This window comes from Streptomyces sp. NPDC001492 (assembly GCF_053597275.1).
Genome location: NZ_JBSFHW010000001.1, coordinates 406,048 through 418,008, shown reverse-complemented (window position 1 = coordinate 418,008; position 11,961 = coordinate 406,048). Strand labels below are relative to the sequence as shown.

General features: G+C 71.9%; 13 protein-coding genes. 2 read left to right on the top strand and 11 right to left on the bottom strand.

Going from position 1 to position 11,961, the window contains the following annotated elements; all coding sequences use genetic code 11:
- Positions 1–241: 241 nt before the first annotated feature.
- The 9 genes from ACWC1K_RS02110 to ACWC1K_RS02070 form a co-directional block, all read right to left on the bottom strand.
- Positions 242–793: an amino-acid N-acetyltransferase gene (locus ACWC1K_RS02110; RefSeq protein WP_450827994.1), complete on the bottom strand. Its 552-nt coding sequence runs from the start codon at positions 791–793 to the stop codon at positions 242–244.
- Between the two features lie 9 nt (positions 794–802).
- Entirely contained in the window at positions 803–1,246 is a 444-nt protein-coding gene (locus ACWC1K_RS02105) for a BlaI/MecI/CopY family transcriptional regulator (RefSeq protein ID WP_450827992.1), read from the bottom strand.
- 144 nt (positions 1,247–1,390) lie between these two features.
- Positions 1,391–1,570, bottom strand: a complete 180-nt coding sequence (locus ACWC1K_RS02100) for a hypothetical protein (RefSeq protein ID WP_450827990.1) — start codon at positions 1,568–1,570, stop codon at positions 1,391–1,393.
- Between the two features lie 72 nt (positions 1,571–1,642).
- The gene (locus tag ACWC1K_RS02095) at positions 1,643–2,302 is read right to left on the bottom strand and encodes a hypothetical protein (RefSeq protein WP_450828098.1); all 660 of its coding nucleotides are present in this window, start codon (positions 2,300–2,302) and stop codon (positions 1,643–1,645) included.
- A gap of 129 nt (positions 2,303–2,431) precedes the next feature.
- A complete protein-coding gene (locus tag ACWC1K_RS02090; protein WP_351472126.1) occupies positions 2,432–3,229 on the bottom strand; it encodes a type III pantothenate kinase in 798 nt (265 codons plus the stop codon).
- Between the two features lie 9 nt (positions 3,230–3,238).
- A complete protein-coding gene (nadC, locus tag ACWC1K_RS02085; RefSeq protein WP_450827988.1) occupies positions 3,239–4,225 on the bottom strand; it encodes a carboxylating nicotinate-nucleotide diphosphorylase in 987 nt (328 codons plus the stop codon).
- Between the two features lie 5 nt (positions 4,226–4,230).
- A complete protein-coding gene (locus tag ACWC1K_RS02080) occupies positions 4,231–5,952 on the bottom strand; it encodes an L-aspartate oxidase (RefSeq protein WP_450827986.1) in 1,722 nt (573 codons plus the stop codon).
- The gene (gene panC / locus ACWC1K_RS02075) at positions 5,949–6,950 is read right to left on the bottom strand and encodes a pantoate--beta-alanine ligase (RefSeq protein WP_450827984.1); all 1,002 of its coding nucleotides are present in this window, start codon (positions 6,948–6,950) and stop codon (positions 5,949–5,951) included. The genes ACWC1K_RS02080 and panC overlap by 4 nt, the downstream gene beginning before the upstream one ends.
- A complete protein-coding gene (locus tag ACWC1K_RS02070) occupies positions 6,947–7,876 on the bottom strand; it encodes a Rossmann-like and DUF2520 domain-containing protein (protein ID WP_344406231.1) in 930 nt (309 codons plus the stop codon). The genes panC and ACWC1K_RS02070 overlap by 4 nt, the downstream gene beginning before the upstream one ends.
- 185 nt (positions 7,877–8,061) lie before the next feature.
- Here ACWC1K_RS02070 and ACWC1K_RS02065 point away from each other — a divergent pair, with 185 nt between their 5' ends.
- On the top strand, positions 8,062–9,291 hold the full coding sequence (locus tag ACWC1K_RS02065) for a threonine aldolase family protein (RefSeq protein ID WP_450827982.1): 1,230 nt from the start codon (positions 8,062–8,064) through the stop codon (positions 9,289–9,291).
- 69 nt (positions 9,292–9,360) lie between these two features.
- Positions 9,361–10,464, top strand: a complete 1,104-nt coding sequence (locus ACWC1K_RS02060; protein ID WP_450827980.1) for a DUF5937 family protein — start codon at positions 9,361–9,363, stop codon at positions 10,462–10,464.
- Positions 10,465–10,509: 45 nt separating this feature from the next.
- Here the strand turns inward: ACWC1K_RS02060 and ACWC1K_RS02055 are convergent, their stop codons facing one another.
- Positions 10,510–11,142 carry an AAA family ATPase gene (locus ACWC1K_RS02055; RefSeq protein ID WP_450827978.1) on the bottom strand — a complete coding sequence of 211 codons (633 nt, stop codon included), beginning with the start codon at positions 11,140–11,142 and terminating at the stop codon, positions 10,510–10,512.
- 50 nt (positions 11,143–11,192) lie between these two features.
- Entirely contained in the window at positions 11,193–11,864 is a 672-nt protein-coding gene (locus tag ACWC1K_RS02050; protein WP_351472144.1) for a response regulator transcription factor, read from the bottom strand.
- Between the last annotated feature and the right edge of the window lie 97 nt (positions 11,865–11,961).

The window sequence follows — 11,961 nt, the reverse complement described above, 5'->3', positions numbered from 1 at the left end:
GGGGCCTGCGGCGTCCGCCGTTTCGCCGTCCCCTGTTATATGCAGTACTGCAGTACGTCGGAAAGCAAACCGCTTTTGCCGGAAAAACACAAACCCCTTGGAGAGACTGAGCGAGAGACCGAGCGCGAGACCCAGTGCGGGGGCGACTCCCGGGCAGAGACCGACTCCGTCCGGAAACATACGCGTTTCGGACATAGGGCACCAGGGCATGGGCGGCGGAATACGTCTCGGTGATCGGCGATCACAGATGCAGAAGCATCCGGCTGTTGCCCAAGGTGTTCGGTTTCACCCGTTCGAGACCCAGGAACTCTGCTACGCCTTCGTCATAGGAACGCAGTAGCTCCGCGTAGACATCGGTGTCGACGGGTGTCTCGCCGATCTCGACGAAGCCGTGCTTGGCGAAGAAGTCCACTTCGAAGGTCAGACAGAAAACGCGACGAACGCCCAGCCAGCGCGCGGTGTGCAGCAACTTCTCCAGCAACTGGTGTCCGACACCGGCGCCCTTCAGGCCGGGCTTCACCGCGAGAGTGCGGACTTCCGCGAGGTCTTCCCACATCACATGGAGTGCGCCGCAGCCGACCACCTCGGCGTTGTCGTCCCGTTCGGCGACCCAGAACTCCTGGATGTCCTCGTAAAGGGTGACCGTCGCTTTGTCGAGCAGGATGCGGCCGCGTACGTAGGCGTCAAGGAGACGGCGCACGGCCGGGACATCGCTGGTGCGGGCCCGCCGGACAGTGATGGCTTTAGCGCTGACTTCGGGGCCTTCGGGACCTTCGGGACTGACTGCTGACATGAGCGGACGCTATCGCCCGTCGGTCTCCTGTGCCGAGCCGGGGTTCTCGCCGGCGGTATCGCCGCCGGTATCCGGGGCCGCTTCGGGTGTTTCCGGCCCTTGGACGATGCGTACGGCGTCACTGAGGGCCCCTCGCTGTTCATCGCTCATCATCCCGAAGAAGGCGACGAGAGCGGCCGCGGGGTTGTCGCTCTGCGACCAGGCGTCGTTCATCAGAGCGGCCGCGTAGGCGGCCCTGGTGGAGACGGCCTCATATCGATAGGCGCGGCCTTCCGCCTCCCGGCGCACCCAGCCCTTCTGATGGAGATTGTCCAAAACGGTCATCACCGTGGTGTACGCGATGGACCGTTCCTGCTGAAGGTCTTCCAGGACTTCTCGAACGGTCACCGGGCGGTTCCACTTCCACACCCGCGTCATGACCGCGTCTTCGAGTTCTCCCAATGGGCGAGGCACACCTCAGCACAATAGTGGGAGAACTCCCCATTGGCGCCCCGGACGGGCACTTTTACTGCCATACGGCAACAAAAGGGGCGTACGGCTCGAAGGCGCGAGCACGCGCGGGAGCCGTACGCCGAGGGGGCACCGCCCTGGAGGGACTCAGCCGTCGGTCTTGGCGGGGCCCTGCCGGACCCCTTCGGCGCGCGCGATGGCGGCGTCGACGACCGCGTCCTCCTTGGCCTTGTTGGCCCCGCCCTGGGTCTTCACGATCACCCTGATCACGCCGATGAAGAACACGGCCATGACGACCGGGGGCACAAGCGCGGAGACGTAGTCCATGCGTCCAGGGTAGCCACGGGCCGGCGGGGCGGGCGGGGCGGGGTTGGGGTGGTTCCGGACGGTTCGGGCCGGTCAGCCGGCGGCGAGGTGCCGGGGCGGGTTGGAGCCGGACGGCGGGGTCGGTTTGCGACGGGGGAAGACCTCGCCCGGGGTCGGGATGGGACGGGCCGGTTTCGGGGCGGCCGGGGCGGGGGCCGGCTTGGGGGCGGCCGGCTTCTCGGCGGGCTTCTTCTCGGGCTTCCTGGCGGGGTCCCGCTCGACGTCCGGCCCGAGGTGCCCCCCGGCGCCCCTGAGGCCGCCCTGGAGGGCCGTGAGGCGGTTACGGGCGGCGGGGACGGTCGGGGCTGCCGTGCGGGCCGGATCGCGCGCGAGACGGGCGCGTACGTCCTGCTCGGCGAGCATCCGGCAGCGCCCCAGGAGGACGGAGGCCGCCGGGTTGCCGCGCAGCGCCCGGAGGGCGGCGAGATCGTCGGGGTCCGGGCGGTACCCGGCGCCCAGCGCCTCCTCGAGGAGCACCAGGTAGTCGGCGGTGGTGCCGGGCAGGGCTGCGCGGTAGCGCGCGAGGTCGGCCACCAGGAAGGCACGCAGTCTGGCGCCCTCGCGCATCGCCTCGTCGAGCGACTCGGCGAGGCGGAGGCAGTCCTGGACGTCCCCGGCAGGAGTAGGGCCTGGCTGAAGGGCGAGGGCGAGGGCGCGGCGGAGCACACGCAGCTCCTCCACGCCGAACGCCATGCCGCCGCGTGATCCGTATGGCGTGGGCATGCGGCGACGATACGCGCTAATCAGACAAATTCGACATATTTCGCAAAAGGGGTTGGGTGTGGCGTGGCCGAGCCACCCGGTTGCGCCGCGGGGCCGGACTCACATGCGCGACACGTTCCGCTCGTACACCAGCCGCAGCCCGACCAGGGTCAGCCACGGCTCGTGCTCGTCGATCACCGACGACTCCCCCAGCACCATCGGTGCCAGTCCGCCGGTCGCGATCACCGTCACGTCGTCCGGGTCCTCCGCCAGCTCCCGCGCCATGCGGCTGACGACCCCGTCGACCTGGCCGGCGAACCCGTAGATGATCCCGGACTGCATCGCCTCGACCGTGTTCTTGCCGATCACGCTCCGCGGCCGGGCCACCTCGATCTTCCGCAGCTGTGCGCCGCGGACGCCGAGCGCTTCGACGGAGATCTCGATACCGGGCGCGATGACGCCGCCGACGTACTCCCCGCGCGCGGAGACCGCGTCGAACGTCGTCGCCGTGCCGAAGTCCACGACGATCGCCGGCCCTCCGTACAGCTCGACCGCCGCCACCGCGTTGATGATGCGGTCGGCGCCGACCTCCTTGGGGTGGTCGGTCAGGACCGGCACACCCGTCTTCACGCCCGGCTCCACCAGCACCGCGGGCACGTCGCCGTAGTACCGGCGCGTCACCTCGCGCAGCTCGTGCAGCACGGACGGCACGGTCGCGCAGATCGCGATCCCGTCGATGCCGTCGCCCAGTTCGTCGCCGAGCAGCGGGTGCATGCCCATCAGGCCCTGCAGCAGCACCGCCAGCTCGTCCGCCGTACGGCGTGCGTCGGTGGAGATGCGCCAGTGCTCGACGATGTCGTCCCCGTCGAAGAGGCCCAGGACGGTGTGCGTGTTCCCTACGTCGATCGTCAGCAGCATGGCCGGTACCTACTCCGCCGCTCGCAGGTCGAGGCCGATGTCGAGGATCGGTGAGGAGTGGGTCAGCGCTCCTACGGCGAGATAGTCGACGCCGGTTTCGGCGTACGCCTTCGCGTTGTCCAGGGTGAGCCGGCCCGACGCCTCCAGGGCGGCGCGGCCGTGCACGAGGGCCACGGCCTCCTCGCACTCGCCGGGCGTGAAGTTGTCCAGGAGGATCAGGTCGGCGCCGGCGTCGACGACCTCGCGCAGCTGGTGCAGCGTGTCGACCTCGACCTCGATCGGGACGTCCGGGAAGGCCTCCCGTACGGCCTTGAAGGCCTGTGCGACCCCGCCCGCGGCGACCACGTGGTTGTCCTTGACCAGTGCCGCGTCCGACAGCGACATGCGGTGGTTGACGCCGCCGCCGCAGCGGACCGCGTACTTCTCCAGGGAGCGCAGGCCCGGGGTCGTCTTCCGGGTGTCACGCACGCGTGCCTTCGTGCCCTCGAGGACGTCCGCCCACGCGCGCGTGGCGGTCGCGATGCCCGACAGACGGCACAGGATGTTGAGCGCGCTGCGCTCGGCGGTGAGCAGGTCCCGTGTGCGCGTGGTGACCGACAGGAGCTTCTGCCCGGCCCCCACCCGGTCGCCGTCCTCGACGTGCCGCTCGACCTCGAACTCGTCCGTGCAGACCACCGAGATCACCGCTTCGGCGACCCTGAGGCCCGCCACGACACCGGCGTCGCGCGCCGTGAAGTCGGCGGTGGCGACGGCCTCCTCGGGGATGGTCGCGACGGTCGTCACGTCCACACCGTGGTCCAGGTCCTCCTGAATGGCGACATTGGCGATGTCCTCGACCTCCACGGGGTCGAGTCCGGCGTCGGCCAGCAGCTGCGCGAGCGCGGGGTCGAGCCCGCACACTGCGTATTCTGCGGCCTCCGCGTCGGCGTCCGCGCCGCAGGCACAGCCGTCGCCGCAGCCTCCGGGCGAGGCGAGGGGAAGGTCGGGGGTGCTCACTTCTGTCACTGCTCCTGGGGACGGTGCTGCTGCCGGGTCGGGGGGAAGTCTGGGGTGTCCGTGGTGTGTACGGCCAGCGTCCGGTCGGGATTCAGCCGTACGACGATGTGGCGCCGCCATGCCGTGTCGTCGCGCTCGGCACGGTCCTCGCGCCAGTGGCAGCCGCGCGTCTCCTCGCGCAGCAGGGCGGCGGCGACCAGGACGCGGGCCACGCACAGGAGGTTGGTGGCCTCCCAGGTGTCGACGCCGGGCTCGGACGTCTTGCCGTTCTCGTCGAGGGCGTCGCGGGCCTCTGCGTGCAGCTGCTGGAGCTGTTCGGCGGCCTTGGCGAGGGAGTCGGCGGAGCGCAGGACGCCCGCGCCCTCCGTCATGATCCGCTGGAGCGCGAAACGGTCCTCGGGGGCGAGAAGGGGGTGCGCGGGCACCTCGGGGTGCTCGACGGGGTCGGGCACGCGCGCGTGGAGGCCGTTCTCCGCGTGGGCGGCGGCGATGTCCTCCGCGATGCGCTCGGCGTAGACGAGTCCTTCGAGGAGGGAGTTGGAGGCGAGGCGGTTGGCACCGTGCACGCCGGTGCAGGCGACCTCTCCGCACGCGTACAGGCCGGGGACGGTCGTGCGGCCCTGGGAGTCCGTGCGGACGCCTCCGGAGGCGTAGTGGGCCGCCGGGGCGATCGGAATGGGGTCGGTGACCGGGTCGATGCCGTGGGCGCGGCAGGCGGCGAGGATCGTCGGGAAGCGGTGTTCCCACATGTCGGCGCCGAAGTGCCGGGCGTCCAGGAACATGTGCCCGGCGTCCTGCTCCTGCATGCGGCGCATGATGCCCTTGGCGACGATGTCCCGCGGGGCGAGCTCGGCCAGTTCGTGCTGCCCCAGCATGAAGCGCACGCCGTCGGCGTCGACCAGGTGCGCGCCCTCCCCGCGTACGGCCTCGGAGACCAGGGGCTGCTGGCCCTCCGCGTCGGCGCCCAGGAACAGCACGGTGGGGTGGAACTGCACGAACTCCAGGTCGGAGACCTCCGCGCCGGCGCGCAGGGCGAGCGCCACGCCGTCGCCGGTGGACACCGAGGGGTTGGTGGTCGCGGAGAACACCTGGCCCATGCCGCCGGTCGCGAGGACGACCGCGGGGGCGTGCACGGCGCCCACGCCGTCGTGCTGGCCCTCGCCCATGACGTGCAGGCTCACGCCCGCCGTACGGCCCTCCGCGTCGGTGAGCAGGTCCAGCACCAGCGCGTTCTCGATCGTGCGCAGCCCACGCGCGTGTACGGCCTCGACGAGCGCCCGGGAGACCTCCGCGCCGGTCGCGTCGCCACCCGCGTGCGCGATCCGGCGGCGGTGGTGGCCACCCTCCCGGGTGAGCTGCAGATCGCCCTCCTCGGACTCGTCGAAGTGCGCGCCGGTCGCGATGAGGCGGCGCACGGCGTCCGGGCCCTCGGTGACGAGGATGCGCACGGCGTTCTCGTCGCACAGGCCCGCGCCCGCCACCAGGGTGTCGTCCAGGTGCTGTTCGGGGGTGTCGCCCTCGCCGAGGGCGGCGGCGATGCCGCCCTGCGCCCAGCGCGTGGAGCCGTCGTCGAGGCGGGCCTTGGTGACGACGACCGTCCTCAGGCCGGCGGCCTCGCAGCGCAGCGCGGCGGTCAGGCCGGCGACGCCGGAGCCGACGACCACGACGTCCGCGGCGATGGACCACCCTGGGGCGGGCGCGTGCAGTCGTATGCCTGTGCTGGTCACGAGGCGGCTCCGGGGGTTCCGAATACGAGTGGGATGTTGTCGATCAGCCGGGTCGTCCCGACCCGGGCGGCGACGGCGAGGACGGCCTCGCCGGTGAAGTCGTCGTCGATCTCGGTGAAGTCCGACGGGTCGACGAGTGCCAGATAGTCCAGTTCGAGCGGCGGCGTGAGCCGCGCCGCGTCGTCGAGGATCAGCCGGGCGGCCGCGCGGACGGCCGTCGGGGCACCCGGGAGCGCCTTCGCGACGGCGTGCGCGTCGGCGGCCGCACGGGACTCCCCTATGGCGCTGAGCGCCTCGGCACGCGCGTGTGTGGCGGGCACTTCGCGGGCCCGCGCGCGCAGCGCCTCCTGGGCCGCGTGCCGGTCGCTGCCGGCGAACAGCGCGCGGGAGAGGCTGAGCGCCGTGCGCCGCTGCTCGGGCGAGAGATAGCGGTTGCGGCTGGAGAGGGCGAGGCCGTCCTCCTCGCGCACGGTGGGCACGCCGACGATCTCGACGCCGAAGTTCAGGTCCCGCACCATGCGGCGGATCAGGGCGAGCTGCTGGGCGTCCTTCTGGCCGTACAGGGCGAGGTCGGGGCGGGTGAGGTGGAGCAGCTTGGCGACGACGGTGAGCATGCCGTCGAAGTGCCCGGGGCGCGAGGCGCCCTCCAGGCGCGCCCCCATGGGGCCCGCGCTGATGCGGACCTGGGGCTCGCCGCCGGGGTAGACCTCGTCCACGGAGGGCGCGAACACCACGTCGGCGCCCGCGAGTCCGGCGAGCTTGACGTCGGCGTCCAGGGTGCGCGGGTAGCGGTCGAGGTCCTCGCCCGCGCCGAACTGCAGGGGGTTCACGAAGACGGTGACGACGACCTCGCCGTCCGGCCCGGCGAGGTCGCGCGCGGTGCGGATCAGCGTGGCGTGGCCCTCGTGCAGGGCGCCCATGGTCATCACCACGGCGCGGCGGCCGGTACGCGTGCGTGCGTGCAGTTCGTCGGCGGTGCGCAGCAGGGTGGTGGTCATCGGGCGTCTCCCTCGGCGCCATTGGTCCCGGTGGCGAGTACCCCGAGGAGGTCCTCGGCGAGCTCCGGCTTCAGCAGCCCGTGGGCGAGTGCGCGGTCGGCGGTCGCGCGGGCCATCGCCAGATAGCCGGCGACGGTCTGCGGCGCGTGCTTGCGCAGCTCCGCGACGTGGGCGGCGACCGTGCCGGCGTCCCCGCGCGCGACGGGGCCGGTCAGGGCCGCGTCGCCGGAGCGCAGGGCGTTGTCGAGCGCCGCGCCGAGCAGGGGGCCGAGCATCCGGTCGGGGGCGGCGACGCCCGCCTCGCGCAGCAGCTCCATGGACTGGGCGACCAGCGTGACCAGGTGGTTCGCGCCGAGCGCGAGCGCCGCGTGGTACAGCGGGCGCATCTCCTCGGCGATCCACTCCGGTTCGCCGCCCATCTCGATCACGAGGGCCTCGGCGGCCAGCCGCAGCTCCTCGGGAGCCGTGACCCCGAAGGAGCACCCGGCGAGGCGCTGGACGTCCACGGGGGTGCCGGTGAACGTCATCGCGGGGTGCAGGGCCAGCGGGAGCGCGCCCGCGCGCAGGGCGGGGTCGAGCACCTTCGCGCCGTAGCGCCCGGAGGTGTGCACGAGCAGCTGCCCCGGCCGTACGGCACCGGTCTCGGCGAGCCCCTCCACCAGGCCGGGCAGGGTGTCGTCCGGGACGGTCAGCAGGACCAGGTCGGCGCGCTCCAGGACCTCGGCGGGCGGCACCAGCGGCACGTCGGGCAGCAGCTGCGCGGCGCGCCTCCTGGAGGCGTCGGAGACTCCGGAGACGGCCACCGGACGGTGCCCGGCGAGCTGGAGGGACGCGGCCAGTGCGGGGCCCACACGGCCGGCGCCGACGACGCCTACGGTGAGCCGCGCGGGACGGTCCCTCGGGTCTGGCTGTTGGCTTGTACTCACGCGACGGCGGCCTTCCCGTTCCAGTCCGCTCCGGGTACCGGACGATTTCTCGTCATGTTAACGCGATCGGTTCGAAGGGCGTCCGGTTGTCCACAGGCTGTGGGTTACGCCACGGCGACGGCCTACGGGAAAGCCTGTGGAAATCCGAGTGCCCGCCCGGACCCGCGCCAGGCATGATCCGGGGCATGAGCGATGCGGCGCAGCAGGCAGAGCGGCACTCCGACCCGACACCGGACGAAGACCGGATATCGGACGAAGAGCGGCGCAAGCGGCGCCGTGAGCGGCGCATCGGCGCATATCGGAGCGCGGAACGCGTCCTCGCGCGCCCGGGTTTCCTGGGCACGCTCCGGGAGCGCCTGGCGCTGCTGGACGGCGCGCAGGACCTGTACGACCTGGACGAGCCGGCGGACATCTACGGCAACGGCATCGTCGAGGCCCTGGAGGAGAAGGTCGCGGGACTGCTCGGCAAGGAGGCCGCCGCGTTCTTCCCGACGGGCACCATGGCCCAGCAGGTGGCGCTGCGCTGCTGGGCGGGCCGCACCGGCAACCCCACCGTCGCCCTGCACGCACTGGCCCACCCCGAGGTGCACGAGCGGAACGCGTTCAGCCAGGTCAGCGGATTGCGCCCGGTACGGGTGACGAGCGGGCCCCGGCTGCCGACCGCCGAGGAGGTACGCGACTTCGAGGAGCCCTTCGGGGCGCTGATGCTCGAACTGCCCCTCAGGGACGCCGGTTTCGTGCTGCCGTCCTGGGAGGAGCTCACCGAGGTCGTGGCGGCCGCACGCGAAAGGGACGCCGTCGTGCACTTCGACGGCGCACGCCTGTGGGAGTCCACCGTCCACTTCGGCCGCCCCCTCGACGAGATCGCGGAACTCGCGGACAGCGTCTACGTGTCCTTCTACAAGTCCCTCAACGGCTTCGGCGGCGCCGCGCTCGCGGGCCCGAAGACCCTCGTCGACGAGGCGAAGACCTGGCGGCACCGGTACGGCGGCCAGATCTTCCAGCAGTTCCCGACGGTGCTGTCGGCCCTGGCAGGGCTGGAGCGGGAACTGCCCCGGCTGCCCGAGTACGTCGCCCACGCGCGCGTGGTCGCCGCCGCGCTGCGCGAGGGGTTCGCGGCGGCCGGGGTGCCCTGGATGCGCGTCCACCCCGAGGTGCCGCACACCAACGAGTTCCAGGTCTGGCTGCCGTACGACGCCGGCGTCCTCGCGGAGGCCGCCGTCCGGCACGGAGAGGAGACGGGCACCCTCCTGTTCGCGGCCGACTGGGACCCGAAGGGCCCGGGCCTGGCCTTCACCGAGGTGTACGTCCGGGCCGCGGGCCTGCAGTGGACGGCCGACGACGTGAAGACGGCGGTCGCCGAGTTCGTGTCCCGGCTCAAGGAGGAGGCCGGCAAGGCGGAACCGCTGCCGTGAGGTCGCGTCGGTTGACGGCCGCCGTCAATCGACGCCGGCGTTGTCAGTGGCGGGGTGCACCATGAGGTCATGAGCGTGCACATCGACATCGCGGGGCTGCGGCCGGAGAGGGTCGCCGTCGTCCCCTCGCCCCTGGCCGAGCTCGGCATGGCGCTGCACGCGCTGTCCGAGCCGGGACACCATCCCGGCCTGCAGGGGTGGGTGACGGGCGTGACGGCCCGGCTCGACTCCCATCTCGCGGACCGGATGTGCGAGGCGGACTTCCTGTGGCGGACGACGTTCTCGGACCTGTTCCTGCCCTGTGCGGGCATCCCGGGCGGTACCGCACTCCCCGGGGCCACGCTCGCCGAGGAGCTGGACCTGCTGGACAAGCTGACGGACGAGCAGTTCGTGGACGCGGCCCTGGAGTTCAGCTGCGCCATGCCCTCCGGCGACGGACCCGGCCCGCTCGTCGACGCCGGGCTGCGCCGCCGCGCCCTCGAGCTGGCCGCCGCGCGGGGGCCGGGGCAGGTGCGCTTCAGCGAGCTGCTGCTGACCGACCCGCCCAGGATCCGGCGCTGGCTGCGCCAGTTCCTCCAGGACTGCGACGAGGCGTTCTTCGCGGAGGCCTGGTCCCGGCTGCGCCACCAGCTCACGGCGGACGCCCGCCACAAGACCGACCTGCTGCGCCGCAAGGGCCTGGCGGAGGCGCTGGCGGCCGTGTCCCCGGTGGTCACACTCGACGAGGCCGCCGAGCGGATCACGGTCGACAAGCTGAGCGTGGGCGGTACGGCCACACGGGACGGCGGCCTCCTCCTCGTCCCGACCAGCTTCGGCTGGCCCCATCTGTCCGTTCTGTACCGGCACGGCTGGCAGCCGGTGCTGCACTACCCGGTCGGCTCCCCCGAACTCGCCGCCCCGCCGTCCGTCGAGCAGCTGGCGCTGCGCATGACGGCCCTGTCCCACCCCGTCCGGATGCGCATCTGCCGCTATCTGGCCCGCAGCGCCCACACCACGAGCGAGCTGGCGCAGACGCAGGGCATGACGGCCCCGGAGATATCCCGCCATCTGAGCGTCCTGAAGAAGGCGGGCCTGATCACCACGCGCCGCCGTGGCCGGTACGTCCAGCACCAGCTGGACATAGCGGTCGTGGCCCGGCTCGGCAGCGACTTCCTGGAAGGGATACTCCGCTAGCGCCTGCCCTTGCGGAGCATCGGCAGCGTCTCCTCCGGAGGACCGTCAGTCGAAGCGGATGTGCCGGATGCCCACCCGCAGCTGCCGCATCCGCGTCCTGAGCGTGCCCTCGTTGTTCGGCCGGATCCTCAGTCCGGCCAGTACGGCGATGCGGTCCGCCGTCTTCGGCACGGTCGAGTGGTCCGTCCACAGGTGTTCGGCGAACTCCGGCTCCCGCAGCCGCTCCAGGCAGTGGTCGAGCTGCTGCACGGCCCAGGTCTCCCTGCCCAGACCGGAGTTCTTCCCGGTGACGTACTGAAGGAGGTGTCCCAAACCGCGTTCGCGCAACCGCTTGAGGACTGTCTCGCGCTGAGCAAGGAGGGTGAAGTGGCGTACGTCATGGCCGAGTTCACGCAGCCGGCCGACGGTCTCCTCGAAGCAGACCGGGTCGGTGACCGTCATGGGTGCGATCACGACCCCTTCACGTTTGGTGAGGGCGAGGTCGAGCACCTCGACGACGCCCTGCCGCCAGGAGGCCAGGGCCTGGAAGTCGCCGCGCAGTTCGGGCGGCAGCATCCGGCGCAGACCGAAACCGGGGTGCTCGGGGTCGCAGATGACGCTGCCGGGCAGGCGCCGCTGGATCTCGTGTGCGGTCTGTGTCTTGCCGCCGCCGAAAGGGCCGTTGATCCACAGGAGCATGCGCAGACCCTAGTGGGCGCCGGTTACGCGGGAATCACGTGCCCGGCGGCTCAGCCGTGCCCGCCCGCGCGCACCAGACCCGTCTCGTACGCCAGGACCACCACCTGCACCCGGTCCCGGAGCCCCAACTTGGTGAGGATGCGGCCCACATGGGTCTTCACGGTCGCCTCGGACAGCACCAGCCGGGCGGCGATCTCGCCGTTGGACAGGCCCTGTGCCACCAGGATCATGACCTCGCGCTCGCGCTCGGTGAGCCGCTCCAGCTCCTTGTGCTGGGGCTCCTTCCCGACGCTCGGCAGCATCGGCGCGAACCGGTCGAGCAGGCGGCGCGTGGTCGAGGGGGCCACCACCGCGTCGCCGCTGTGCACGGCGCGGATGGCGGCGAGGAGTTCACCGGGCGGCACGTCCTTGAGCATGAAGCCTGAGGCGCCCGCCTTCAGCCCCGAGAAGGCGTACTCGTCGAGGTCGAAGGTGGTCAGGATCAGCACCTTCGGCGGGTCGGGCTCCGAGCAGATGCGGCGGGTGGCCTCCACGCCGTCCAGTTTCGGCATGCGCACGTCCATGAGCACCACGTCGACGGCGGTCGCGCGCAGCACCTGGAGGGCCTCGACGCCGTCCCCCGCCTCCGCGACGACCTCCATGTCCGGCTGGGCGGCGAGCACCATCCGGAACCCGGTGCGCAGCAGCACCTGGTCGTCGACGAGCATCACGCGGATCGTCATCGGGACCTCTTCCGTTCTCATCCGTTGCGGCGGTTTCCGTTTGCGGCGGTTGCTGTCCGCGGGGGCATTACAGGTGTCAACGAGGGACGTACGCAGG

Coding starts and splice junctions, on each gene's coding strand:
- ACWC1K_RS02110 (WP_450827994.1), bottom strand. CDS start 793: ATGTCAGCAGTCAGTCCCGAAGGTCCCGAAGGCCCCGAAGTCAGCGCT.
- ACWC1K_RS02100 (WP_450827990.1), bottom strand. CDS start 1,570: ATGGACTACGTCTCCGCGCTTGTGCCCCCGGTCGTCATGGCCGTGTTC.
- ACWC1K_RS02095 (WP_450828098.1), bottom strand. CDS start 2,302: ATGGCGTTCGGCGTGGAGGAGCTGCGTGTGCTCCGCCGCGCCCTCGCC.
- ACWC1K_RS02090 (WP_351472126.1), bottom strand. CDS start 3,229: ATGCTGCTGACGATCGACGTAGGGAACACGCACACCGTCCTGGGCCTC.
- panC (WP_450827984.1), bottom strand. CDS start 6,950: ATGACCACCACCCTGCTGCGCACCGCCGACGAACTGCACGCACGCACG.
- ACWC1K_RS02065 (WP_450827982.1), top strand. CDS start 8,062: ATGAGCGATGCGGCGCAGCAGGCAGAGCGGCACTCCGACCCGACACCG.
- ACWC1K_RS02060 (WP_450827980.1), top strand. CDS start 9,361: ATGAGCGTGCACATCGACATCGCGGGGCTGCGGCCGGAGAGGGTCGCC.
- ACWC1K_RS02055 (WP_450827978.1), bottom strand. CDS start 11,142: ATGCTCCTGTGGATCAACGGCCCTTTCGGCGGCGGCAAGACACAGACC.
- ACWC1K_RS02050 (WP_351472144.1), bottom strand. CDS start 11,864: ATGACGATCCGCGTGATGCTCGTCGACGACCAGGTGCTGCTGCGCACC.